Here is a 24,856-nt window from a genome sequence, read left to right as displayed (position 1 = left end):
TCGAGTCGTCATGTCTCTGTTGCCCGGCGGCCTGCGCGCCGCGCCCTCCAGGCTGTTGCTGCGGCTGGTGGCGGTGAACCTGCTCGCCAGCATCGGATTCGGAATGTACGCGGCGGGTAGTGCGCTGTTCTTCACCCGTCACGTCGGCCTTCCCGTGTCTCAGGTCGGTCTCGGCCTGACCGTCGCAGGTCTGGTCTGGCTTCCCCTGTCGATCCATCTTGGGCGCTTCTGCGACCGCGTCGGGGCGCGTAGAGCGACCCTGATCATGGGGGTGTGCCAGGTCGTTCTGCTGCTGGCCGCGACCCAGATCCGCGCGTTCGCGGCGTTCATCGTCGCGGTGTCCCTGCTGGGCGTCTTCGTCCAGGGCGGCTGGATCTGCCGTGAGGCGCTGGTCGCGGATCTGGTGTCCGACGACGACCGGGTCCGGGCCTCCGCCTATCTGCGCAGCGCGTTCAACATCGGCGTCATCCTGGGCGCACTCGCCTGTGGGCTCGCGCTCACGTGGGACAGCGGGCCGGCCTATCTCGCTCTCATCCTGGGCAGCGCCCTGGCGGAGGCTGCGGCGACCGTGCTGTGTGTCTCCCTGCCACCGGGGCCGGCGGCGGGGGAGCGGACCAGCGCGGTGAGGCTGAGACACGCCGCGCGTGACGTGCCGTATCTGGTGATGTCGCTGCTCTACGGCCTGTTGGCCGTCGGTGACATCATCCTTCGCGTCGGACTCCCCCTGTGGGTCGCTTCCCACTCCGCGCTGCCCAAGGGACTGGGCGCGTGGCTGTACGGCCTCAACGCGGTGCTGGTCGTGGTGTTGCAGGTACCGCTGAGCAGGGGCGCGGAGACCTTCGAAGGGGTACGTCGGCTGTTACTCGTCGCGAGCTTCGCCTCCACGGCGTCGTGCCTGGCCGTGGCCGTGAGCTCCACCGCCTCCGCCCTCCTCGACGTCCTCGCCCTCGTACTGGCGGTCGTCCTGCTGTCGCTGAGCGAGGTGTGGAGCTCGGCCGCCGGCTGGAAAATCCGCTACGACCTGGCGCCCGCACATGCTCAGGGCACCTGGGGCGGGGTCTTCTCCCTGGGCAGCTCGATCAATCTCGTGCTCGGTCCGGCACTGGTCACGCTGCTCGTCGAACGGTACGCCGCGCTGGGCTGGGTGCTGCTCTCCGGGTGCTTCCTGGTGGTGGCGGCGGGCGTGGGGCCGGCGACGGCGTGGGCGCTTCGGACGAGGACCACGGGCGGCGACCTGCCCGTGTCCGTGACTCCCCCCGCTGGATGAAGGGCAAGGCGATGAAGAACCGTGAGGTGGCGGAGCCGATGGATCCGGTCGCGTCGATCCTTGAGCGGATGGACCAGACCCCCGACGCGCCTGCGCTGACGGGCGAGTCCGGGACCTGGACGTACGCCGAACTGGGCAAGTACGCAAGGCGCGTCGAGCGATGCCTACGCGCCAGTGGTGGCGGAGCCCAAGACGCCGTGGTGGTCCAGGGCAGCAGGAGTCCGCAGACGGTGGCGACGCTCCTCGGTGTCCTGCTGACCGACGCGACGTACGTGGCGATCGGTGACGACCTGCCCGATTCCCGGCTGCGCCACGTGCTTGAACAGACTTCGCCGCGCCTTGTCCTGACCGAGGAGCCCGAGCGGTTCCACGGCGCCGAGGCCAAGGTGCTCACCCCGCAGGACTGGGCGCAGGGCGAGCCGGCCGACGAAGGACGACCCGACCGGGCGATGCGTGGCGACACACCCGCCTACATCGTGTTCACCTCCGGAACCACCGGTACGCCGAAGGGGGTCGTCATCGCCAGGCGGTCTCTGGCGCAGCACTCGGAGGCCGTCCGCCACGTCTTCGGGTTGCGCGGCGACGACCGCGTCCTGCAAGCCTCGTCCCTGGCGTTCGACGTGTCCGCCGAGGAAATCTGGCCCACCCTGGCCACGGGCGCCTGCGTCACCCTCCTGCCCGGCCGCCTCGGTGAGGTGAGCTTCGACCAGCTCACCCGGCTGGTCGTCGAACAGGGGATCACGGTGTGCAACCTCCCCGCTTCCTACTTCAGCGGGTGGGCCGCCCATCTCGACGCGCACGGGACGGAGTTGCCCGCTCTGCGTCTTGTCGTCACCGGCAGCGAGGAACTGCCCGTCGACGTCGCGAGGAACTGGTGCTCCACCCCTGGACGTCCGCGGCTCATCCATGCCTACGGAGTCTCCGAGGCGACGATCACCTCAGTCACCTGCGAGCTGACCCCGGAGCTGACGACCGGCGAACGTGCCCCGTTGGGTGCACCCCTGTCCGGAGTCCGGACGGTGGTGGTCGACGAGCGGGGCGAACGCGTGAGACCGGGAGCGGACGGGGAACTGCTCATCGGCGGCCCGGGAGTAGCCATCGGGTACTGCGGCGACACCCCGCGACCGCAGCACCGCTTCGTCGAAGGCCCCATCGCCGATGCAGGAGAAGGCCCCTGGTACCGGACCGGTGACCGGGTCCGCGAGGAACACGGCTTGCTGTACTACCTCGGGCGTCTGGACGACCAGGTGAAGATCAACGGCGTGCGGGTCGAACCCGGCGAGATCGCAGCTGTCCTGGTCGGTCATCAACAGCTGACCGACGCCAAGGTTCTGAAGATCGGTGAGAATCTCGTCGGCTGCGTATGCGCGGCCGAGCCCATCGACCAGGACACCCTGCTGGGCGAGTTGCGCGCCGTGCTGCCACCTGTGATGGTGCCCGTCGCGATCGTGCGGTGGGATGCCTTCCCCCTCACCGACGGCGGAAAGGTAGACGTACCGGCGCTCCGCGCGACGGCCGCCGAACGGCTGTCCGGCAGTCTCGCCACCCCCGTCGGCTCCGCAGAGGTGCGCCATGTGGTGCGGCGGCTCTGGCAGAACCTGCTGGGCGCGTCCGACGTGGGCCCCCACGCGGACTTCTTCGCGCTGGGCGGCGACTCGCTGGCGGCGACTCGGTTGTCCAGCGCCGTGCTCCGCGAAACCGGTCTCGCCGTCGGTGTGAAGTCGGTGTTCTCGCATCCGCGCTTCGACGACTACCTCGCACACGTCCAGTCCATGTCCACACGTTCGGCCTGACCAGATCGGAAGCCTGTGACGAGTCAACTCCGTGGCCGGCCCACGCGGGACGTGTTGCCACGCACCTATCCCATGACGTTCCAGCAGGAGTCCATCTGGCTCAACGACCAGTTCCAGGGCGGGCGATCCCGGTACGTGGAGTCGTGGGCCCACCGGATACGCGGTCGTCTCGACATCGACGCGGTCGAGTCCGCGCTGTCCGAACTGGTCCGGCGCCACGAGGGGCTGCGCAGCCGACTGCATCTGGAAGCGGACCGCCCGGTGCAGACGGTGCTGCCGGCCCGGCCCGTCACGGTCGGTCGACGGCGCATACCGGTACACCGCATGCCGGACGCCCTGCGTGAGGCCCTCACCGAGACGCTGTCACTGGACGATCCGCCCCTCCTGCGGGCCTGGCTCTTCGAGCCGGTCGGGGAGGGCATCGGCGCAACGGGACAGGAGACGGAAGACGAAGCAGTACTCGTCGTCACCCTCCACCACGCGGCCATGGACGGTGCGAGCCTCCACCTGCTGGATGCCGAGTTCAGCGCCTGCTACCGGGCCGCGCTCGCCGGTACGGAGCCCGACCTGCCCGCGCCGGAGCGCCAGGTGGGCCCTTACGCCGCACGCCAGCGCCGAGCCGATCGGCTGATGGGCAGCGCCCACCTCGCTCACTGGCAGGCGGCGATGAGCGGCGCCCCGCAGGAGACCGGCCTGCCCGCCGACCGGCCGAGGCCGGCCGTGTTGAGCCACCGGGGCGGGGACGTGCGGTTCACCCTGGACGAGACCGTCTCGGACGGTGTCCGCAGCCTCGCCGAACGCCTGCGCACCACCCCCTTCGTGGTCCTGCTCGCGGCGCTGACCGCGCTGACGCAGCGTCTGAACGGGCAGGAGGACCTGGTCATCGGCACCCCGGTGTCGCTCCGCGACGAACCCGAGCTGGACTCGATGATCGCGTGCATGGCCGAGGTCCTGCCCCTGCGTCAGCGCGTCTCGCCCACCGGCACATTCGCGGACCTGGTGTCCGCGACGCAGGACGTCGTCCTGGACGCCGTCGAGCACCGTGACGTCTCCTTCAGCCGTCTGGTGGCGGAGCTGGGCGTCGAGCGGACGCTCAGCCGCTTTCCGCTCTTCCAGATCGTCTTCACCGCTGACCACCGTGGCGCTTCCGGGCTGGACCTGCCGGGCGCGACAGCGGAATGGATCACTCTGCACAACGGCACATCGAAATACGACCTGTTCCTGAACCTCGTACCCGAAGGGCGCAGCTTCCGGGGCGTTCTTGAGTACTCGGCCGACCTCTACGACCACGAGACCGCGCAGCGGCTCGCGGAGCGCTACCGGGTCCTGCTGGCCGACGCGGTCCTGCACCCGGAGCGGGAACTGGGTGATCTGTCCCTCCTGCCCGAGGCGGAGCGGGACGTCATCCAGAACTCGTGGACGTCCGGTCCCCTCCCGGACGGCACCCTGTCCCTGGCGCACGAGGTCGTCGTCGAGCAGGCCCGGCTCACCCCGGACGCGCCCGCCGTCCTGGCGGGTCCGCGCACGCTGACGTACCGGGAACTGGACACGTTGTCCGATGCCCTGGCCGCATCCCTGGTGGAGCAAGGCCACGCGGGCAGCCGTGTGGCGCTGTGCGCGGAGCGGTCCTTGGGCTCGATGATCGCCGTGCTCGCCACGCTGAAGGCGGGCTGCGCATCTGTCCCGCTGGACCCCGGCTATCCGGCCGAGCGTCTCGCCCACATGGCGCTCGACAGCGGTTGCACCGCGGTGGTGGGCCGCCCCTCGGTGATCGAGCGGATGCGGCTGCCCGACAGTCTCCCAGTGATCTCCCTGGACGAGTCCATGGTGAGCGGACCGGCGACGGACCGGAAGGTCCCGTTACCGAAACCCGGGCCGGACGATCTGGCCTACGTGCTGTACACGTCCGGATCCACCGGCCTGCCCAAGGGCGTTGCGATGCCCCACCGCTCCCTGGCCGGCCTCGTCGACTGGCAGCGGCACAGATCAGGCTGCGGCGACGGCTCCCGCACCCTCCAGTTCGCCCCGCTGAGCTTCGACGTTTCGTTCCAGGAACTGTTCTCCACCTGGGCTTCGGGCGGAGCCGTCGTCCTGGTCGAGAACGAGGTGCGCGGCGACCCGGAGCGGCTGCTCGACGCGCTGTCGGAACACCGGATCGACCGGATCTTCCTTCCGTATGTCGCCCTGCACCAACTCGCCCGGTACGCATGTGCGGAGGAACGCCTCTGCCCCACGCTGAAGGAGGTGGTGACGGCCGGCGAGCAGCTGTTCGTCACCTCTGCGATCAGACGCTTCTTTGCGGACCTCACCGACGCGTGGCTTGAGAACCAGTACGGTCCGACGGAAACACATGTGGTGACCGCCGAACGCCTGACGGGACCACCGTCCGAGTGGCCCGAACGGCCTGCCATAGGCCGCCCCGTCCCCGGTGCCCGGGTGTACGTGCTCGACGGCAGGATGCGCCCGCGGCCGATCGGCGCCGTCGGTGAGCTCTATGTCGGAGGAACCGCGCCTGCCCAGGGGTACCTGGGACTTCCACGGCTGACGGCCGAGAGGTTCGTGCGGGATCCCTGCTCCGCGCATCCGGGACCCGTGTACCGCACGGGCGATCTGGCCCGGGTGCTCCCCGACGGCAGGATCGAGTTCGTCGGCCGTACCGACGATCAGGTCAAGGTCCGAGGCCATCGGGTCGAGATCGGCGAGGTGGAGTCGGCCGTCAAGGCTGTCCCCGGCGTGAAGGACGCGGTGGTGGTGACGGACGACGCGGCACCAGGCGACGGCCTGCGGCTGATCGCCGGCTATCTGCCCGCCGCGGCGGGCGGTGCCACACCCGAGGACATGCGCGCGGCACTCCACGAACGCCTGCCCTCCTTCATGGTGCCGACCGGTTTCGTGCAACTGGACTCCTTCCCCATGACGCCCAGTGGCAAGGTGGACCGGGCGGCCATCTCCCGGCCACGACAGGCTCCCGCCCCGCCGCCCGTAGCACCGGACGGGCACGAAGCGGCGGCCGTACAACGGATCCGCGCGGTGTACGCCGAGGTCCTGGGAGTCTGCGAGGTCGGGCACGCCGACGACTTCTTCGCCCACGGCGGTGACTCCCTGCTCGCGGTGCGGCTCGCCCTCGCGCTGCGCGCGGAACTCGACGTCAAGGTGCCGATGAACGCCGTGTTCACAGCACCCACTCCGGCCGCGATGTCGGTGCTCGTCGACCGGTTGGGGCAGCGCCCGGACCTCCCCGGGCTGGCGGACGACGTCGTCCTGCCGGCGGACGTCGCTCCCGCAGCCGAGGTGGTGAGCGTGGTCAGGGCACCACGGCAGGTTCTGCTGACCGGTGCCACCGGGTTCCTGGGGGCCTTCCTGCTGCGCGAACTCATCGACCGTACGGCGGCGCGCGTGCACTGCCTCGTGCGCGGTGCCGACAATGCGCAGGCGGCCGGCCGGCTGCGCGCGACGCTGGAGCGGTACGGGATCCGCGACGAGGAGACGGAGGACCGGATCGTCGTCCACGCCGGCGATCTGTCCGTGCCGCGTCTCGGGCTGCCGGATCAGACCTACGAGCTGCTGGCGCGTGAGGCGGACGTCGTCTATCACGCCGGTGCCGCCGTGAACCTCGCCCAGTCGTACGCGCAGTCCCGGGGAGCGAACGTCGTGGGAACGGTCGAGGTGCTACGGCTCGCGGCGGCCCGCCGTACGGTCCCCGTTCACCACGTCTCGACAGTCGGCGTGTTCTCGGGACCCGACATCCGGGGGCGCCGGATCGGCCCGGACACTCCGCTCACCCCGGTCGAGGGTCTGATGCACGGCTACACGCAGAGCAAGTGGGTCGCCGAGCAACTGGTCGAAACCGCTCGTGCACGCGGCCTGCCGGTGACCGTCTACCGGCCCACGCGCATTGCGGGCGACACCTCCACCGGTGCCTGCCAGGACGCCGACTTCCTGTGGCTGCTGCTGAAGGGGTGCGTGCAGGCGGGACTGGCTCCAGTGCTTCCCGGTGTGGCGTTCGACCTGGTCCCCGTGGACTATCTGAGCCGGGCCGTCGTCGCCCTCTCACGGCATCCCGGTGCAGCGGGCAGGAACGTGCATCTGTCCGGCGAACAGTTGCTGCCGTTCGGGTCGGCCGTCGACGGCCTGCGCGGGCGCGGTTACCGGCTGAGAGACGTACCACTGCCGGTCTGGGTGCGTGCGGTGGAGCAGAGTCCGGACAACGCCGCGTTTCCCCTGCTGGGCGTACTCGGCATGGACGGACACGATGACGACCCCGAGGGCAGCACCCGCTACGACTCCGGCGAGACGGCGAGGCTCCTGACCGACACCGGGATCACCTGCCCGGACATCGACGAAAAGCTCTTCACCAGGTACGTGCAGTACTTCGTCGAATCCGGATTCCTGCCATCTGCGGACCACGAAGGCGCGAGGCGTTGAACACACATATGGACCGACCACGGATACTCCTCCTGGGCGGCACGGAGGCGAGCACGCGCAAAGCGGCAGCATGCGGTCTCGGCGTGGTGAATATCGAAAAGCCGGCCCTGTTCGAAAGCGGCGCCATGGAACACTGCGTCCAGACCCACCTGTTCGACTACCAGGACATAGGTCTGGTCACGGCCCTGGCGCGGGCATTGCACGCACACACACCGTTCACGCGGGTCTTCAGCCAGACGGAAGCAGGTCCCCTGGTCGCCGGGCATCTGACCACGGTCCTGGGGCTGCCGGGGAACAGCGCTGCCGTGACTCGCCTGCTCCACGACAAACTCGCGCTGCGTTCACTGCTGAACGAACGCGGGATCGGAAGGGTCGAGGTCGAACGGGGAAGCTCCCGCGAGATGCTCCAGCGGTTCGTCGACCGTCATGGCGCGGCCGTCGTGAAGCCGACGATGGGCTCGGGAAGCCTGGGGGTGCGCAAAGTCCTCGCGCCCTCCGAGGTGTCGGCGACCTGGGACTGGCTCGCCGCGTTCGGTGTCCGTGACTTCATGGTCGAGGAGTTGCTTGTCGGCGCCGAACTCAGTGTGGAGACATTCTCCGTCGGCGGACACCACTCGGTGGTGGCGATCACCGGCAAGGACAACGGTGCGGGAATGGTGGCCCTCGGCCATGTGGTTCCGGCCGTGCTGAGTACCTGGCAGGCGTCAGCGGTCGAGGACATCACGCTGCGGATGCTGGACGCGCTGGGCCTGACCGAGGGCCCGGCTCACACCGAGGTCATCCTCACCGCTGACGGACCCCGCATCGTGGAGTCCCACAACCGCTGCGCCGGCGGTTACATCAACGAGCTCGTCGAGCTGGTGTACGGCGTCGATACGGAGCGGATGACCTACCTGCTGGCCCGGAACCAGGCACCTTCCCCGATCCGGGCGCACGGGCAGGGCGCCGCGGCCGTGCGATTCCTCGCGCCGCCCGCAGGCCGGGTCGAGGACATCCGGGGCGTGGACCAGGCCCGCGCGGCGCACGGGGTGGTCAAGGTCGACATCAAAGTCCAGCCCGGTCAGGACGTGCGTCCCCTGTGGTGGTCGGAAGACCGGTCCGGCGCCGTGATCGCCCGCGCCGACAGCAGCGAGGCAGCCGAGCGCCGCGCCCGACAGGTCGCGGAATCCATCGAGATCCGAACCACGGGCCCGGAGCGCCGGCCGTCGGTGACGATGGGCGATCTGCTCGCCACCGTGCACGAGGTGCTGAACCCCTTCGGTGACGCCACCGATGCCGCCGCTCCCACCGGGTGATCTCTGAGCCCGAGGCCCCCCGCGCATCCATCAACCCAGTACCCGACACGTCCGGCAGAAGGAGCATTGTGCAAACCCCTACCTTCAGGCAGGTATCCATCCTTCCCGGGGTCTGGCCGTCCCCTGGCCTGCTCGACGAGCTCCCGGCCCTCAGCGAAATGCCGCTGATCAGGCTGACCGAGTGGCCACCCGCGGGGGCGGCGATGGCGTCGTTCGTTCACACGGACGCCCTGCTGGCGGGCTGGAAGGACAAGCTCGACGCCGCGCGGCTGAGCCGCTTGCCCTCGCTGCGTTACATCGGCCTCCGCTCGACGTCGACCGACGGAATCGACCTGGAGTACACACGTCGGTGTGGCATCAAGGTGTCGCCGATCTATGGATACGGCGACACAGGGACCGTCGAGTTCGTCGTAGAGCAGTTGCTCCAGCACGCCCGGAGCGGCGAGGGGAAGCCCGGTGAACTGGCGGGCCGTCGCCTGGGGCTCATCGGGCATGGCGCTGTGGCAAGGGGGGTCGGCCGGGTTGCGGTGGCACTGGGGATGGACGTGGTCTTCCACACTCCGACACGTCGGCCGACCCGGGACGGGGAGCCTCGGTGGCTGCCCCTGCGGGAGGTGCTCCGGTCCGCGGACGTCCTGTCCTTTCACTCACCCGCTTACCAACACGTGGTCACACTTGAGGACTTGCGACTGGTCCCGTCCGCAACGCCGGTTGTCATCACCACCTTGGGTCTGCCCATGGCCGAATCCGACTTCGCCGCCTGGCAGTCGACGCGGGAGGGGCGCACCGTCATGGACCTCTGTGCTGCCCATGCCACCGCGGATGCGACGCTACGTATTCCAGGGGTCGAGTTGCGTAATCTCTACGCGGCTCGGACGGTCGAATCCGTCAAGCGCGCGGAGAGGCAGCTGATCGAAAACCTCCTTGCCGCTCTCAATTGACTGAGCCGGTCACCCGGCGCTGACCGGCGACTGCCTACGACACCAGCAACCACTTGAGGGCTGACGTTGTCGCCCGACGCGGGCGGGCTCGGCCTTCGACCGAGCCCGCCCGCGTCGGCTCCCTACCGGAGCCGGACCCGTGTCATACCGTCAGCGCTGCCGTGTCAGCAGACCCGGACGATAGGGCAGGAGGCCGTAGTCGCCGCCTGAGTTGGGGCTGCGCCCCTGGTAGAGCAACTGCAGATTGCAGGGATCGACGGTCATGGTCTGATCAGGGCTGGTGCGGATCAGTTCGCCATGGCTGATGTCGTTGGTCCAGGTGGCGCCACTGTTGGCCTTGCCGGCGAAAGGATTGCTCTCGGTCGCGGCCTGGGGCGTCCATGAGCCGTTCAGACTGGTGGCCGTGAACGAGCGGAAGTAGCGGCCCTGCGAGCCGATCGCCTCGACGATCATGAGGTAGCGGTTCTGGCCCTGCAGCTTGTAGACCTGCGGCGCTTCGAACAGGTTGTTCGTCGTATCGCTCATGACCACTGTCGAGGTCGAGCCGAAGCTGCCCGGGAAGTTCCCGATCGGCATACTGGCCCGATAGATCTTGCCGTTGTCACCGGCGAAGAACAGGTACATGTTCGTCCCGTCACCGATGAGCGTCTGGTCGATGGGTCCTGTTCCGGAGCCGGGGATACTCCCGGAGAAGAGCACCTGCTCGGATGACCAGCCATTCGGGTTGGTGGGGTCGCTCGACGTCCGGTAGGAGAAGGCGGTCCGGCCCCACTGGTAGGCGAGCACCCAGATGTTCTTCGGCGCGAAGTAGAAGAGCGTGGGCGCGACGGTGGAATTCGACATCGTGTTCTGACTGGCCGAGGCCATCTCCGGCCAGTTGGTGAAGAGGCCGAAGTTCATCGAACCCCAGCGCGTCCCCGTGTCGTGCGTCGTCGCATAGACGAGTTGCCTGCCGTTGTAGGGGACGACGGTGAAGTCCTTGAGCGAGACCCACCCCGGCTTGGGCTGCGCCAGCGCGCCCGTCGATGTCCAGCGGTATGTCGACGGAAGATCGCACGGGCCGGGGGTGTCGGCGCCGACCTTGACGAACTGCCACTGCTGGTTGCTGCCGCCCCAGTCGTCGTACTGGACGATGTTCGCGTTGTCGGCGGTGGAGGCGCCTTGTACTTCAAGGGCCTTGTTGCTGTGGCGCGAGATGAGCCGCACATAGCCGTCCGAACTGTCGGCCAGCCGCCACTGCTGGTTGGTGCTGTTCAGATCGGCCCATTGGACGATCGAGCCGCCGTTCGCGGTGGACCAGTTGTGGACGTCCAGCACCTTGCCCGAATGGCGGGACTTGATGCGGTAGTAGCCGCCCCCGGAATCGACGAACTGCCACTGCTGCTGGTTCTGATCGTTCCTGGTCCACTGGGTGATGCGGGCGCCGTCGCCGGTCGCCAAGTTGTAGACATCAAGGGCTTTGCCGCTGTTGCGGTTGACCAGCACATACGAGGCGTTGGGGTCTACGGTCGCCGCGCTTGCGGGCTGGGCACCGAGGAAGGTGGCCACGAGCAGCAAGGGCGAGAGGACGGCGAGTACGCGTCTCAGGCGAACCGGGGGCGGGTGTCGAAACCACATCAGAGGGCCTCCTTGGGAGCGGGGTGAGGTGACGCCGATGAACCGAGGAGCGGCCGAACCGAGGTGGGGACAGTTTCGAAACATTCGAAGAGATCCCCGAACCTTTGACGCCACAAGCTAGGAATGTGGGGCCCTCCGGTCAAGGTCTGTCGCCGATCTGTCCACAAACAGCTCCTCCTCCCGGGGGCCTGGCGAGCTGTCGCGCCGGCCGGAGGAACTCCGGGAGTTCGCGATACGGCTCGTCAGTCCAACCGTCTGTGCAGGGCGGAGAAGTGAGAAAGTAGCGCCCGCACACTCGTCCTGGTTCCTGCTCGGGCCCTACGGGATCTACCGAAGGCGGCACTGGAAGGGTTGGCCGTCCGGCTTCGAGGGTTCGAAAGTTGCGAGCAAGAGCCGGAAACTTTCCCTGCGCAGAGTATTGACGAGTCACTGTCAATCGCTCAATCATCCCTCTCTGAGTGGCCGGTGTAGTTCGCGATTTCGAACTACGCCGGCCCTGGGCAAACCGTGCTGCACGGCAGATCACGCACAGCTGCACCACAGACCCGCACACCGAAGCACCTGCGTCACCCTGTTTCGTTCCGGTGAGGTTCGCACCAGCGCATCCTGGCTCTTCGTGCAGTCGGAGAGGTACGCGACGTCGCGTGACGGCCCCCGGCTGAGCCGCGATGGAGTGCCCCCGTGCCTGTGTCGACACACCGCTGCCGCCCGCCGTACGTCACCCGGCGGCCGACCGCTTGCCATCCCTGCCGGTTGAGATCGTCCCGGTCCCATGACCTCGGCGTCCGGTGATTCCGTGCTGCCCGGGTTCCGCCCCGCCCCGTCCGTCTGCCGAGTGGGATCCGGTTGCCGAATGGGAGCGGACCCCCCTTTCCCCTGCGCTCCAGTCATTCCGTGATGTCTACCTTGGAGGCACAGCCATGGGCCTGTATGCCCTTCCCAGACCCCCCGCTATCCGCCGGAAGATCCGCGGCCTGCTGCTGGCGCTGGTCGTCGGCGTTCTCGGTGTGGTCACCGCAGTGGTCGCGCCGCCGACCGCACACGCCGCAGAGAGCACCCTCGGCGCCGCGGCGGCGCAGAGCGGCCGCTACTTCGGTACCGCCATCGCCTCGGGCAGGCTGGGCGACTCGGCGTACACGGCGATCGCGGGCCGTGAGTTCAACGCGGTGACGGCCGAGAACGAGATGAAGATAGACGCCACCGAACCGCAGCGGGGCCAGTTCAACTTCACCGCCGGTGACCGCGTCTACAACTGGGCGGTGCAGAACGGCAAGAAGGTGCGCGGTCACACCCTGGCCTGGCACTCCCAGCAGCCCGGCTGGATGCAGAGCCTCAGCGGCAGCACGCTGCGTCAGGCAATGATCAACCACATCAACGGAGTGATGGCCCACTACAAGGGCAAGATCGTCCAGTGGGACGTCGTGAACGAGGCGTTCGCCGACGGCAGTTCGGGAGCTCGGCGCGACTCCAACCTGCAGCGCACCGGGAACGACTGGATCGAGGTCGCATTCCGCACGGCGCGCGCCGCCGACCCGGCCGCCAAGCTCTGCTACAACGACTACAACGTCGAGAACTGGACGTGGGCCAAGACCCAGGCCATGTACGCGATGGTCCGGGACTTCAAGCAGCGCGGCGTACCGATCGACTGCGTCGGCTTCCAGTCGCACTTCAACAACGACAGCCCGTACAACAGCAACTTCCGCACCACCCTGCAGAACTTCGCCGCCCTCGGCGTCGACGTGGCCATCACCGAACTCGACATCCAGGGTGCCTCGGCCACGACCTACGCCAACGTGACCAACGACTGCCTGGCCGTGCCGCGCTGCCTCGGCATCACCGTCTGGGGTGTGCGCGACTCCGACTCCTGGCGACCGGAGCACACGCCGCTGCTGTTCAACCGCGACGGCAGCAAGAAGCCCGCCTACACCGCCGTCCTCAACGCGCTCAACGGCGGCTCCTCCACGCCCCCTTCGGGTTCCGGACAGATCAAGGGCTCAGGTTCGGGCCGCTGCCTGGACGTGCCCGGCAGCAGTACCACCGACGGTACACAGCTCCAGCTGTGGGACTGCCACAGCGGCACCAACCAGCAGTGGACGTACACCGCCGCCGGTGAGCTCAGGATCTACGGCGACAAGTGCCTGGACGCCGCCGGTGCCGGCAGCGGCACCAAGGTCCAGATCTACGGCTGCTGGGGCGGCGACAACCAGAAATGGCGCCTCAACTCCGACGGATCCATCGTCGGCGTCCAGTCCGGCCTCTGCCTCGACGCCGCCGCGGGCGGCACCGCCAACGGCACCCTGATCCAGCTCTACTCCTGCTCGAACGGCAGCAACCAACGCTGGACCCGCACCTGATGAGGCCGGCCACAAAGGAAAGGGTGAATCGATGACGGCCTACGATGCGGCTTTCCTCGCCCCTCCAGCAAGACATCGCTGGTGGTCCCGGATCGCCGCCCTGGTGGCGGCGACCCTCGCGATCGGCATGCTCGCCGCGGTGAATCCGGCGCCCGCCGAGGCGGCGACGGTGGACACCAATGCCTGGTACGTCCTGGTCAATCGCAACAGCGGCAAGGCGCTGGACGTCTCTGGCGCGTCCACCGCCGACGGCGCGCGGGTGGGCCAGTGGACGCGCAGCGACGGAGCCAACCAGCAGTGGCAGTTCGTGGACTCCGGCGACGGCTTCTACCGCCTCAAGGCCCGGCATGCGGACAAGGTTCTCGACGTGGCCGGCGCCTCGACCGCGGACGGTGCCGCGATCCAGCAGTGGGCCGATCACAACGGGGCCAACCAGCAGTTCCGCCTGGCCGATTCCGACACGGGCCACGTCCGGCTGATCAACCGCACCAGCGGCAAGGCGGTGGAGGTCCAGGGCGCCTCCACCGCCGACGGAGGCAACGTCGTCCAGTACACCGACTGGGGCGGCGCCAACCAGCAATGGCAGATGATCAAGCTGTCGTCCGGTGGCGGCGGCGGATGCGGCAGCGCACCGACTCTGGCGAGCGGTACGTACACGATTCAGAGCGGCGGCAAGAGCCGCAGCTTCATCCTCAGGGTTCCCGCCAACTACGACAACAACCACCGCTACCGGCTGATCTTCGCGTTCCACTGGCGAGGCGGAACCGCCGGCGAGGTCGCCTCGGGCGGCACCAGCGGGAACGCCTGGTCCTACTACGGCCAACAGGAACAGTCGAACAACAGCGCGATCCTTGTCGCCCCCCAGGGCCTCGGCAACGGCTGGGCCAATTCGGGCGGTGAGGACATCACCTTCGTCGACGACATGATCCGGCGAATCGAGGGCGGCCTCTGTGTCAATCCGGCACAGCGTTTCGCCACGGGATTCAGCTGGGGCGGCGGTATGAGCTACGCACTCGCATGCAGCCGCGCGAACGTCTTCAGGGCCGTCGCGGTCATATCCGGCGCTCAGATCAGCGGATGCAGCGGCGGCACCCAGCCCATCGCCTACTTCGGAATCCACGGCGTCAGCGACTCCGTTCTCAACATCGCGCAAGGACGGTCCCTGCGCGACAAATTCGTCAGCAACAACGGCTGCACCCCCCAGAGCCCGCGCGAGCCCGCGCCGGGCAGTCGAACGCACATCACCACCACCTACTCGGGCTGCCGTGCCGGATACCCGGTTCAGTGGGCCGCGTTCGACGGAGGCCACGCACCCGGTCCGGTCGACGGCTCCGGCGGCGACAGCGGCGTCGCCACCTGGACCAAAGCAGAGATCTGGAGATTCTTCGCACAGTTCCAGTGACACCCCGCATCACGGGGTGGAGCCAGGATGATCCTGGCTCCACCCCGCCGACGTCTGTCCCAAAGTGAAGGACGGAGAGGCCTGTTCAGGAGAGAGCTCCCACGCCTGGCCTCCGGGGTGAGCAACTGCACGATGTGGCAGCCGAGTTCGGCAACCAGCGTCCCGGCAGCCGCGGATCGAGGGTGCTCACACTAGCCTCGCGCTTTCACGTGGCAGGGCGTCCGGTGGGTGATCAAAAACGCGGAGAGTGCTCCTGACCTGCAACGATAGGACTTGTCTAGGGTCCAGGTCGTCGCATGAAAGAAGCACCCTCCAGGTGAAGAAGCGTATCGGGTCCTACCCGCGTGTCTGTACCGATAGCGGTGGGCGCGGAGTGGTCTCCCAGGCCGGCGCTGTGCTGCTTGTGGAGACGATCCGCAAGACCGGTCTGGATCAGGCGATATCGGCGGCGCCGGCACCGTGGCGCAAGCCGCGGGCGGTGCATGATCCGGGCAAGGCCCCCTGGATGCGGCGCTCACGGTACCGACACGGCCGGTGAGGACGCGTGGTCCGTCGGACGTGGAGCGGTCCACCTGCCCACCACCGACGACGCACCCGGCGCTGCCCGATCACCGGCCCTGGCGGCAGACCGCTGTCCGGCACCAAGTCGGCGCCGGCAACGACGCCTCCGACACCAAGGTCAGCGGCGGTGCTTGACGCCGCCGACCTTGCCCGGGGGTACATCCGGGTCTTCATCAAGCGTTCCGGAGATGAGGTCCTGGTCGCCTCACCGACCCGGCTGCCCTCCGCCTGAGTGTGATGTCCGTTGGCCGGACCACGTCCGACACGGCCACCCTGTGCGCCGCTCCTCAATCGACGTGGGTGCTGCGCTGGGCACAGCCGGGGGGGCGCGTCAGCGTCAACCCCACACCCGCTCCCCGCCCCCGGCCGGCGGCGGATCCGGCGTGCGGTCCAACCCTACGCAGACAACCTGCGACCTCGACGCGCTCGCCAACGACGACTGTCGTCGCCGAACCGCGTACCGCCCTCAGCTCTGTCCCTCCAGGTCAGGCATCTGTGCGGTCACGGCGCCAGAGCGGCTGTTCGCGCGCTTCCCAGGTGGCAACTCGCCTTGCTCCGAGGTGACTTGCTCCGTCAACCGGCCTCGTGGGCAAACGGCGTACGGACGCTTTCCGTGCGGCTGTGAGCCACCGCCCATACCTGCCATACGAACGTCCGATGCCCTATCACTTACCTGCTTCTTGTTCCACCACTTGCCCGACGCCGACCCTGCTCTCCATACCCACCTGTTCGAAGGACTCAATGATGCGTCTCTACACCTCAGCCGCGAACCGGCTCAGCAGGCTCAACGATCCGCTGATGGTCGTCGTGCGGACGACGATCGGCTGGCTGATGATCCTGCACAGCCTCTTCAAGAGCAACATTCTCGGTCTCGACAACTTCGAGAACTTCCTCCTGCGGCCGACCGGTCTGCCCTTCACCTCGGTGCTGCGCTGGCTGGTGCCGTCCATGGAACTCGCCTGCGGTGGCCTGCTCGTGCTCGGACTGCTGGCCCGTGTCGCCGCGGCGCTCCTCAGCCTGGAAATGCTGGGCACCGCGGTCCTGGTCAAGCTCGACGCCCTCCACCTGGGTGTTCTCGGTCCGAAGGGCTCGGGCGGAGCGGAGGTGGACATCCTCATGCTCGCCGCGCTTCTCGCGGTACTGGTGCTTGGACCGGGCACCCTGTCGCTCGACTCCCTGCTGGGGCTCGATCGCAAGGAAGAAGCCGTGCAGTCGAAGCCGTCTCAGCCCCTGCAGATCGGGACCAGCGGTGAGGGTCTGACGCGAGAGCCGTTGCCGGCGGACTAGAGCTTCAAGCGGATCTTGCCCAGAGCGGGAACTACGCGAGGGTGACCGCCGCTTCGTAAGAGGCGGCGGTTGGCTTTGTAGGTGAGTTCTGGCAGCGTTTGTCGATCAGGATCGGCAGCACCCGCTGCATCGGGGTGACTGTGTTCGCGAGTTTTGACAGCGGTCTTTCCTCTTGCGGTGGCAGCGTGGATGCGCTAACCGCATTCAGGGGACGACGATGGCGTCGGACTCCTCGGGATCCCGAACACATCGATCAGGTGCGCAAGCCGCCACGCGATCGTAGTCACAGGCTCGCGATCGTGCGGCGGCTCGGCATAGTCCATGGTGAACTCACCCGTCCCGAGCGAGATCGGCGCCGACCTGCTACCCCGGCGGCTGAAGAGTTCACTCTACGTGGGCCCGCTACGGCGATGGGCGCCGGCCTTATGGTCGGCGCCCACCCGAACCGGGTCCGGTCAGAACTTGCCGGGAGTCAAGCCGAGGGTGTTGGTCGGGTCGGCCGGGTCCGGACCGACGACCTGGCCGACGTAGAGCTGCACCTGCGAGCGGAACCGCTCCACCGCGTCCCGGTTGCTCATGAACGCCTGGAACCCGGCCACATCGGTCTGGTGATACGTGGCCAGCGGCCGCAGCCCGGCCGGTGGGGCGACGTCCTTGCGCACCGACCAGGTCCACGGAGCGATCAGCTGCTGCTGGGCCGTCCGCGACGTCAGCCAGCTCAGGAACAGCTTCGCGGCGGCCTTGTGCGGGGCGTTCTTGAAGATCGCACCGTGCTGCACCCAGCTGTTGAACGGGTCGTTCGCCGGGAAGATCATGGTCGCGTTCGGCCTCGGATCGCCCGCCGTGCCGAGCGTCGCCAGGTAGTCCCCGGCCGCCACGGGTCCGGCCGAAAACGGCGTGCCGCGCACGAACTTGGGGTTCTGTGCGACCAGGGAACGCAGCCAGCTCCAACCGTACTTGTCGACGGTCAGCTTGAAGTCGTAAAGGACCGCGTCGTCATCGTTCGGGTACGTGAAGATCAGCTTCTTCTTGAACTCCGGCTTCAGCAGATCGGCCGCGGTGAACGCCGACGGATCCGACCCGGCCGCCTTGGTGTTCACCATGTCGGCGAAAGCGCCGTAGAACACGCCGGTCCAGTAGCCCTGCGCGTCCTTGGCGTTGTCGAAGAGCTCGTCGGAGCCGATGGGCCGGTACTTCAGCAACTGGCCGGCGCTCTTCCAACGGTCGAAGTCGTGCACGGTCTGCAGCACGGCCACGTCAGCCACTTGGTTGTGGGTGGCGATCTGGTGGTCGATCCGAGCGTCGTGGACCTTGCTCAGGTCGGTGACCAGATGGATTTTGACGCCGGGGAACTGCGCGGTGAACGCGTTGGCGATGAAATCCCACTGTCCCGGCTTGTCGCCGCCCATGTAGACGGTCACTTCGCCGCCATCGGCCTCGGCCTGGCGGTAGAGCGCCTGCAACTTCGCCTGCTCGCCCGACGCGCTAGCCGTTGCCTTCGTGCTCGCATCGGCGACGGCGTAGCTCGCGCCTGCCCCCATCGCCACGACGGCCGCCACCAGCGCGGCCCCGGCCTTCCTGGTGATCCTCATGACACCTCCGAAGAGTTTGAGCTCTCAAACATCCGGGTCGACGATAGCCGATTTGTTTGAGAGTACAAACCTTCGGATATGCTGGTGTGATGAGCGACACCCCCTGGCTCTCCGAGGAGGAGATGCGCGCCTGGCTGGCATACATCGACCTCTCAACGCTGCTGGGCGACTACCTGGAGCGGCAGCTGCAACGGGCCGCCGGCCTGTCACACGCGACGTACAACCTGCTCAGCCGGTTGTCCGTGGCCCCCGACCGGTCGCTGCGGATGAGCGACCTCGCCGAGCACCTGAAGGTCACCCGCAGCCGGCTCTCGCACGCACTGTCGGCGCTGGAAAAACGCGGCTGGGCGAGACGCACCGACGACCCGACGGACCAGCGCGGCCAACTCGCCGTGCTCACCGACGAAGGCTTCGCCGTCCTCGCCGCCGCAGCCCCCGGTCACATCGCGGCGGCGCGCCGGGCGATGTTCGACCACCTCACGCCTGACCAGGTCCGCCAGTTCGCAGAGATCGGCGAGGCCATCATCAAGGGTCTCACCCACGAGGACGACTATCAGGCTGAGCTCCCTTGGCGGCGCAGATAGCGCGCACCGGTCTGCCGACTGGGAGAAGGCGATCCTGGAGCGCTCACATGCCGCTGCCGTCCGACGTCGGCGCTGCGCCGGCCGACTGGCTGCGCCACGGTCGTCATCCTTCGACCTGCCGGGAGGTGTTCACTTGCGTCCTGGGTCCGGTGGCGCCGATTAACAAGCGCTGTCAAAACTCATCAACACCTCAAGGCCGGCTGACCCCCGACCGCTGCCAGAACTCATCGACAAGTGCTGTCGCTAGTCATAGACGAAGCCAGGCGGTCTTCTCGTATTGATGGCGAGGCCGCGGGAGTCATGGAGCTGGTTGACACAGCGCTCGATGATGTCGCGCCGGCGCCGACGGGAGGTCTCCCGATCGAATCCTGCTGGTCTGCCACCGCGCCGGCCGCGAGCCGGCCGGAGCTGCCTCGCCAGGGCTAGGGCCCGGGCGGCGGGCCTTCTGGATGCGCATGCCCCGGGGTTCCAGGCCGTGCCACTTGCGTCATCAACGACAAGCCGAGATTCGCGACCACTTCGTCATCAGGCTCGACAAGACGGACAAGCCCTCCGGCGACCAGCCTCTCGTCGATGGCGTCCCGCCAGGTGACACCGCGCGGGACGCGATGACCCTCTCGACCACCGCCGTCGCCCCAGCGCGTCGCGCGCGAGCGACGGGCTGCTCGCTGTGATACAGGGGGACTTGACGGACACAGCACTGAAATAGGCAAGAGATGCCCGGAGTTCGACACTAGGGCCTGTCCGACGGGTCGCGTGACGGACCTGGCGGTGGATCGTCCGCTGGCGGGAGAGAATGCCATGGTGAATACGCCGAGTCCCGGCGACCTGTGATCGCCGGGACTCGGATACTGCGGGGGTCAGGCTTGTGCCTTGTGGATCTTCCAGTCGGCGACGTTGGAGCTGCGGTTGAAGTAGGCGTTGGTGCAGATGTCGTACTTGGCGCCTGAGGCGCTGCTGTGGTTGTTGGTCTCCAGGAAGCCGCCGTTGTCGCCGTAGGTGTTCCAGAGGTGGACTGTGTCACCGAGGCGGACGTTTTGGTCTGCGGGGGTGGAGGTCTGGGCGAAGATCCGCCAGCGTCCGGTTCCCGTTGCGCGGTCCCTGGTCTGGGAGGTGGAGACGTCGAACTTGGCGCCAGCGGTCTTCTGATCGGCGGTGGCGTGGTTATTGGTGTCCAGGTAGCCGCCGTCCCCGCCGTAGAGGTTGCGCAGATAGACCAGGTCGCCGCTGACGACGGGCTGGCCGGCGGCCTTGCCCGAGGCGGAGAGGATTTCCCAGGTGCCGGTGCCTTTGGCCCGGGTGGGAGAGTCGTTGGTCGAGACCGCGTACTTGCCGCCCGTTTCGGCGCTGTGGCCGTTGGTGTCGAGGTAGCCGCCCTGCCAGCCGTTGTAGCCGTTCTGCAGGTGGATCTGGTCGCCGTACTTGAGCTCGTTCGCCATTGAACTTCCCCTCCGTCGGCAGTGCTGCGGGCAGCCCTCAGCCGGGCCCAGGACGTGGGCCAGCAATCAGCGAGGGCATGGGAAAGCATCCCGCGCTCGCCCACATTCCGTACCTGCTTCGCGAACTTGTCCGAAAGGTGCTCCGCACACTTCTAGCCACGAATCAGACATCCGCTTGCGGGTCCGAGGTGAAGGAAAGGATCGCGATCACCTGTTACGCGACAACCTTGGGAGAGGCCGCATGCCCGGCTGATGCCCGAGCGGGTCCTTGAGCCATGTGACCCGTCGGACAGGCCCTAGGCAGTGTCCGATGGGTCTGGTGACTGAGCAGCGTCCGTGTCGTTCAGTCTCTCGTGGGACGGGGTGATCTATCCGACGCAGAGTGGGCTCGGCTGGAGCCGCACCTGCCACAGAACGTCGGGCGGGGCGGGCGGTGGAAGAGCCACCGCAGGGTGATCAACGGCATTCTCTTCCGCCAGCGCACCGGTATCCCATGGCGGGATCTGCCGCCACGGTTCGGGAAGTGGAAAACGGTCTATGACAGGCATCGCCGCTGGTCGGCGGACGGTACTTGGGACAGGATCCTGCAAGCCGTCCAGGCTGACGCCGATGCGGACGGCAGGATCGACTGGACCATGGTCGGTGTTGACTCGACGTCCTGCCGGGCTCACCAGCACGCCGCCGGTGCTCGTGCACGCCCACCAAGCATTCCGGGCCGATGCAGTCGGCCTGCTCAGCACCGCGACGACGAGGCCCTGGGCCGTTCCAGGGGCGGCCTGACCTGCAAGATCCATCTGGCCAGCGACGGGGGCCGACGCCCCCTCGCATTCGTGACCACGCCAGGGCAGTGGGGTGATGCCCCGCAGCTGATACCCGTGCTCGAACGCATCCGTGTCCCCCGCCCTGGCGGAGGACACCCGCGCATGCGGCCCGGCCATGTCGGTGGCGACAAGGCGTACAGCTCCCGCCGCAACCGGAGCTACCTACGACGTCGCCACGTCAGGCACACCATCCCCGAACGCAAAGACCAACGGGCCAACCGCCAGCGCCGAGGCAGCGCAGGCGGCCGGCCCACCGGATTCGACAAAACGATGTACAAGCGCCGCAACGAGGTAGAACGAACGATCAACCAGCTCAAGAGCTTCCGCGCGGTGGCGACCCGCTTCGACAAGCGGGCCTACACCTTCCACGGCACCGTCACCGTCGCCGCTGTCCGGCTATGGCTCCGCCAGTGACCACCTGGCAGTCACGGCTTCAGCAACTCCGGTAGGCACCCGGGGAGGCTGGTGAGAAGCTCCATGGGCTTGCTCAACGAACCCATCACACAGGTCAAGGCGCCTCCGATATTCCTGGGTGCGACGGAGGGCGCAGGGGCGGCACTAGCAGGGGCGACCAGCACCCCGAGGAACACGATGGCTCCAACGGCAACAGCAACGGTGCGACGCATGAACTCCCCTTCATTTAAGGGATCTTGATTGAGCTATGCCTTTCCACGGGCGCCGATCTGCACGCACCGTATGCCCCATGTGGGTTTGCTGTATCGATCCACCATCCATTTGTTCCAAGGTGCCACGCGCCCAGAGACACGCGCTCCTTACCCCCGGACACACAGGCGAGTCTTGCCACTTGACCCGTCGGACACGCCCTAGATCCAAAGCTCCCTGCAGCCGGAACCCGCAGCAGACCTCCGATCAGACTGATTACCCGTCATTTCCCTGGACAGTGCAGTCTTTCGATCAGAATCTGGACGGAAACGACGACTTGCAGATGTGCGACGTACGTGACCCGCCGCGAACAAACTGTGTGATGTTCTGTGGCCACCGATCAGCATTCCGGTACGAATCAAACCCATAGAGCGCGATACCTACCGGTAGTTCGTTGAACTAGTCGGTAGGTGGGGTTGACGGCTGAGTGGGTCGATCGTACTGCGGTTGGGGTGTCGAGTTTCGGGGGCGAGGATGACCGAGCGACGTCCGTGTCCGCCGGCGCCGAGGCCGTTGGAGGAGTACGGCGGCAACCTTCTCGTCTTCTGCGGCAACTAGGAGCCGGAAGGCCGACTCGAACTACCGGATGGACGGGCATGAGGGCAACGAAGCACGCCGCGCCGCAACCGTGGCGCAGGCGCGGAATGGTCACGGGTATTCCCTTGGCGCTGCTCGTCGCCGCCGTGCAGCCGGACGTCGCGCAGCCGACCGGCGTCCGGTTCGCCCGGCCTTGACCAGCCCGCCGGCCGGCCTGCACCGCCCCGCAACCATGCACGACCGCCGTTCGCATCCCGGGCTGGGCACTGTTAGGCTGCGCCCCCCGTTGTTGAACACGCAACTAACGCGCACATCATGGCAAGGAGAGGGCGACCGGGGGATGGTCCTCGATGACGCGTCCGCGGAGTTCCACGAATTCTTCGAACGCCACTATGCCGAGCTCGCCCGTCTGGCATACCTACTGACCGGCGAGACCGATGCGGCGGACGACCTCGCGGCGGATGCCCTGGTCGCCCTGTGGCAGCGCTGGGACCGGTTGCGGCAGGCCGACCACCCGCTCGCCTACGCCCGCGGTGTGGTGGCCAACCTGGCGCGGGGGCGCATCCGCAGCGCGGTGCGGGAGCGACGCCGGATCACACTGTTCTGGTCCCGCAGCCCCGAGAAGGTGGAGGGGCCCGACATGGCGGCCGTGCTGGACGTCCGCGCGGCGCTCGCCCGGCTGCCATTCCGCAAGCGCGCCTGCGTGGTGCTCCGACACGCCCTCGACCTGTCGGAGAAGGAGACGGCGGCAGCGCTGGGCATATCGGTCGGAACGGTGAAGAGCCAGACCTCGAAGGGAATGGCCGAGCTGGAAAAGCTACTGGGCGCACACGCGGCCGGGGACCTGGTGCCAGGGAGGAGGAACCGGTGAACAAGGAAATCGACCGTCGGCTGCGCGAGGCCGCCGAGGCCCACCGGCCCGACCGCGCGCGGATGCTGGCCCGGGTGGAACGCGGCATGGCCGGCCCCGCCGTCCGTCACCGCGCGCGACCGTTCGCCCGGTCCGGGACCAGGGTCGCCCTCGCCGGGCTCGCCGCCAGCGGCATCCTGACGACCGGCGGCCTCGCCGTCGCCGCCATCGTCGCGACCCCGGCGCCGTCGCCCACCGTGACCACGCCTGCCACCCCGTCCCCGACCGTCAGCTTCCCGCACCCGACATCGGCCCGCCCCACCCCTGTCGCGCCGCCCCCGGCCACCACCCCGGGCAGCTCGCGCCCGACTCCGCCGGCCACCAGTCCCTCGCCGACCGCCGGCGAGAACCAGGACGGGCCGCTGTGGTCGGCCGGCTCGCTGAATTCGAAGAGCACTGTCTACTGGACGCAGAGCGACCTCGTCCTCAAGACGACGCAGCCGCTCACCTCGCTCACGGTCGAGATCCGGATCGTGCAGACCGGCGGAGCGAAGAGCACCGGCACCTGGCAGACCCTGCCGAGTGATAACTTCACCGTCACCGTCCAGGAGGCCGGCGGCGCGCTGGTCTACCGCTGGGTCCTCAAGCCGGGCCTGACCGTGCCGGCCGGGGACCATGAGTTCGCCGCGCAGTTCAACAACGGCGGCGCAGGCGAGCGCAGTGCCGCGGGCGACGGCTACCGCGTCGACGCACAGGGTACGGGCGGCTCCGCATCGGTCCGGGGAGGGTTCGTCCCGACGCGGTGAACGCGGCTGTGCGGCAGGGCGACGGCGCCGGCCGTGAGAATGCTTGCCTCGATCGCGGCAACCTTTGTGTGCGTGGCGGCAACTGGCGGGTGACCGGGACCGGATCAAGCCCCGCTGTGCAGAAGGACATGTCGTTGTCAGATAAGAACCGTTCTCATCGTCGCCGTCCGGCGACCCCCGCGTGATCGCCGCCTCCGTGGTCCTCGCCGCTGCGGGCGCCGCCGTACCACTGGTCGCCCTGGCCGCACGCACGCCGGAGGCCGCCGCACCGGCCACGGCCGCCGACGCGGCGGCCGGCAGCGGCCGTTACTTCGGCACGGCAGTGGCCGGGGGCAGGCTCGGCGACTCCACGTACTCCACCATTCTCGACCGGGAATTCAAGATGATCACCCGGAGAACGAAATGAAGTGGGACGCCAAGCCCTCCCGCGGGTCGTTCACCGTCGCCGCCGCCGACTCGATCGTCAGCCACGCCTTCGCGCACGGCCAGAAGATGCGCGGCCACACCCTGGTGTGGCACTCCCAGCTGCCCGGCTGGGTCAAGTCCATCACCGACGCGGGAACCCTGCGCACGGTGATGAAGAACCACATCACCACCGTGATGAACCGCTACAAGGGCAAGG

The 24,856-nt window shown here is 68.0% G+C and carries 17 protein-coding genes and 2 pseudogenes; 16 read left to right on the top strand and 3 right to left on the bottom strand.

The genetic code is table 11. The annotated features are described in order from the left end of the window. The first annotated feature begins 10 nt into the window (after positions 1 to 10). The 5 genes from POF73_RS41895 to POF73_RS41875 all read left to right on the top strand — a co-directional run bounded on the left by POF73_RS41895 (position 11) and on the right by POF73_RS41875 (position 9,721). Positions 11 to 1,267, top strand: coding sequence for an MFS transporter (locus POF73_RS41895; protein ID WP_272124661.1), 1,257 nt, complete (start codon positions 11 to 13; stop codon positions 1,265 to 1,267). 11 nt (positions 1,268 to 1,278) lie between these two features. Then, positions 1,279 to 3,060: a non-ribosomal peptide synthetase gene (locus POF73_RS41890; protein ID WP_272124660.1), complete on the top strand. Its 1,782-nt coding sequence runs from the start codon at positions 1,279 to 1,281 to the stop codon at positions 3,058 to 3,060. Positions 3,061 to 3,132: 72 nt separating this feature from the next. Next, positions 3,133 to 7,485 carry a non-ribosomal peptide synthetase gene (locus POF73_RS41885; protein WP_272124659.1) on the top strand — a complete coding sequence of 1,451 codons (4,353 nt, stop codon included), beginning with the start codon at positions 3,133 to 3,135 and terminating at the stop codon, positions 7,483 to 7,485. 83 nt (positions 7,486 to 7,568) lie between these two features. Then, on the top strand, positions 7,569 to 8,780 hold the full coding sequence (locus POF73_RS41880; protein ID WP_272124658.1) for an ATP-grasp domain-containing protein: 1,212 nt from the start codon (positions 7,569 to 7,571) through the stop codon (positions 8,778 to 8,780). A 158-nt stretch (positions 8,781 to 8,938) separates the two neighbouring features. After that, a complete protein-coding gene (locus POF73_RS41875; protein ID WP_272124657.1) occupies positions 8,939 to 9,721 on the top strand; it encodes an NAD(P)-dependent oxidoreductase in 783 nt (260 codons plus the stop codon). A 150-nt stretch (positions 9,722 to 9,871) separates the two neighbouring features. Here the strand turns inward: POF73_RS41875 and POF73_RS41870 are convergent, their stop codons facing one another. Then, positions 9,872 to 11,338 carry a non-reducing end alpha-L-arabinofuranosidase family hydrolase gene (locus tag POF73_RS41870; protein WP_272124656.1) on the bottom strand — a complete coding sequence of 489 codons (1,467 nt, stop codon included), beginning with the start codon at positions 11,336 to 11,338 and terminating at the stop codon, positions 9,872 to 9,874. 920 nt (positions 11,339 to 12,258) lie between these two features. Between POF73_RS41870 and POF73_RS41865 the strand changes: the two genes are divergently transcribed. The 5 genes and pseudogenes from POF73_RS41865 (at position 12,259) to POF73_RS41845 (ending at position 16,942) form a co-directional block, all read left to right on the top strand. Beyond that, positions 12,259 to 13,692 carry an endo-1,4-beta-xylanase gene (locus tag POF73_RS41865; protein WP_272124655.1) on the top strand — a complete coding sequence of 478 codons (1,434 nt, stop codon included), beginning with the start codon at positions 12,259 to 12,261 and terminating at the stop codon, positions 13,690 to 13,692. A 100-nt stretch (positions 13,693 to 13,792) separates the two neighbouring features. Further along, entirely contained in the window at positions 13,793 to 15,094 is a 1,302-nt protein-coding gene (locus POF73_RS41860) for an RICIN domain-containing protein (RefSeq protein WP_272124670.1), read from the top strand. Between the two features lie 316 nt (positions 15,095 to 15,410). Next, positions 15,411 to 15,590, top strand: a pseudogene (locus tag POF73_RS41855) (IS1380 family transposase); the annotation flags it as partial. 38 nt (positions 15,591 to 15,628) lie between these two features. Next, entirely contained in the window at positions 15,629 to 15,790 is a 162-nt protein-coding gene (locus POF73_RS41850; protein ID WP_272124671.1) for a hypothetical protein, read from the top strand. A gap of 609 nt (positions 15,791 to 16,399) precedes the next feature. After that, the gene (locus POF73_RS41845; protein WP_272124654.1) at positions 16,400 to 16,942 is read left to right on the top strand and encodes a DoxX family membrane protein; all 543 of its coding nucleotides are present in this window, start codon (positions 16,400 to 16,402) and stop codon (positions 16,940 to 16,942) included. Between the two features lie 455 nt (positions 16,943 to 17,397). Here the strand turns inward: POF73_RS41845 and POF73_RS41835 are convergent, their stop codons facing one another. After that, positions 17,398 to 18,534: an ABC transporter substrate-binding protein gene (locus POF73_RS41835; protein WP_272124653.1), complete on the bottom strand. Its 1,137-nt coding sequence runs from the start codon at positions 18,532 to 18,534 to the stop codon at positions 17,398 to 17,400. Between the two features lie 89 nt (positions 18,535 to 18,623). Between POF73_RS41835 and POF73_RS41830 the strand changes: the two genes are divergently transcribed. Beyond that, entirely contained in the window at positions 18,624 to 19,118 is a 495-nt protein-coding gene (locus POF73_RS41830; protein WP_123962527.1) for a MarR family winged helix-turn-helix transcriptional regulator, read from the top strand. 860 nt (positions 19,119 to 19,978) lie between these two features. On the opposite strand, the gene POF73_RS41825 is transcribed toward POF73_RS41830, so the two are convergent. Further along, positions 19,979 to 20,557 (bottom strand): hypothetical protein, encoded by a 579-nt coding sequence (locus tag POF73_RS41825; protein WP_272124651.1) that lies wholly within the window; start codon positions 20,555 to 20,557, stop codon positions 19,979 to 19,981. A 353-nt stretch (positions 20,558 to 20,910) separates the two neighbouring features. Between POF73_RS41825 and POF73_RS41820 the strand changes: the two genes are divergently transcribed. The 5 genes and pseudogenes from POF73_RS41820 to POF73_RS41800 all read left to right on the top strand — a co-directional run. After that, complete coding sequence (locus POF73_RS41820; RefSeq protein ID WP_272124649.1) at positions 20,911 to 21,792, top strand: IS5 family transposase; 882 nt, start codon at positions 20,911 to 20,913, stop codon at positions 21,790 to 21,792. Between the two features lie 845 nt (positions 21,793 to 22,637). Beyond that, positions 22,638 to 22,775 (top strand): hypothetical protein, encoded by a 138-nt coding sequence (locus POF73_RS41815; RefSeq protein WP_180360973.1) that lies wholly within the window; start codon positions 22,638 to 22,640, stop codon positions 22,773 to 22,775. Positions 22,776 to 22,918: 143 nt separating this feature from the next. Then, complete coding sequence (locus POF73_RS41810; RefSeq protein WP_272124648.1) at positions 22,919 to 23,449, top strand: SigE family RNA polymerase sigma factor; 531 nt, start codon at positions 22,919 to 22,921, stop codon at positions 23,447 to 23,449. Then, positions 23,446 to 24,234, top strand: a complete 789-nt coding sequence (locus POF73_RS41805; protein ID WP_272124647.1) for a hypothetical protein — start codon at positions 23,446 to 23,448, stop codon at positions 24,232 to 24,234. Before POF73_RS41810 ends, POF73_RS41805 begins: the two co-directional genes overlap by 4 nt. 229 nt (positions 24,235 to 24,463) lie before the next feature. After that, positions 24,464 to 24,856 (top strand): annotated as a pseudogene (locus tag POF73_RS41800) (endo-1,4-beta-xylanase); the annotation flags it as partial.

It is taken from the genome of Streptomyces sp. HD, from assembly GCF_028369295.1.
In the GTDB taxonomy this organism is placed as follows: domain Bacteria; phylum Actinomycetota; class Actinomycetes; order Streptomycetales; family Streptomycetaceae; genus Streptomyces.
Note: the sequence above shows the minus strand (reverse complement) of the source record. Positions and strands in the feature narration are given on the sequence as shown.

Coding starts and splice junctions, on each gene's coding strand:
- POF73_RS41825 (WP_272124651.1), bottom strand. CDS start 20,557: ATGGCGAACGAGCTCAAGTACGGCGACCAGATCCACCTGCAGAACGGC.
- POF73_RS41845 (WP_272124654.1), top strand. CDS start 16,400: ATGCGTCTCTACACCTCAGCCGCGAACCGGCTCAGCAGGCTCAACGAT.
- POF73_RS41835 (WP_272124653.1), bottom strand. CDS start 18,534: ATGAGGATCACCAGGAAGGCCGGGGCCGCGCTGGTGGCGGCCGTCGTG.
- POF73_RS41815 (WP_180360973.1), top strand. CDS start 22,638: ATGAGGGCAACGAAGCACGCCGCGCCGCAACCGTGGCGCAGGCGCGGA.
- POF73_RS41885 (WP_272124659.1), top strand. CDS start 3,133: ATGACGTTCCAGCAGGAGTCCATCTGGCTCAACGACCAGTTCCAGGGC.
- POF73_RS41875 (WP_272124657.1), top strand. CDS start 8,939: ATGCCGCTGATCAGGCTGACCGAGTGGCCACCCGCGGGGGCGGCGATG.
- POF73_RS41830 (WP_123962527.1), top strand. CDS start 18,624: ATGAGCGACACCCCCTGGCTCTCCGAGGAGGAGATGCGCGCCTGGCTG.
- POF73_RS41890 (WP_272124660.1), top strand. CDS start 1,279: ATGAAGAACCGTGAGGTGGCGGAGCCGATGGATCCGGTCGCGTCGATC.
- POF73_RS41870 (WP_272124656.1), bottom strand. CDS start 11,338: ATGTGGTTTCGACACCCGCCCCCGGTTCGCCTGAGACGCGTACTCGCC.
- POF73_RS41895 (WP_272124661.1), top strand. CDS start 11: ATGTCTCTGTTGCCCGGCGGCCTGCGCGCCGCGCCCTCCAGGCTGTTG.
- POF73_RS41810 (WP_272124648.1), top strand. CDS start 22,919: ATGGTCCTCGATGACGCGTCCGCGGAGTTCCACGAATTCTTCGAACGC.
- POF73_RS41865 (WP_272124655.1), top strand. CDS start 12,259: ATGGGCCTGTATGCCCTTCCCAGACCCCCCGCTATCCGCCGGAAGATC.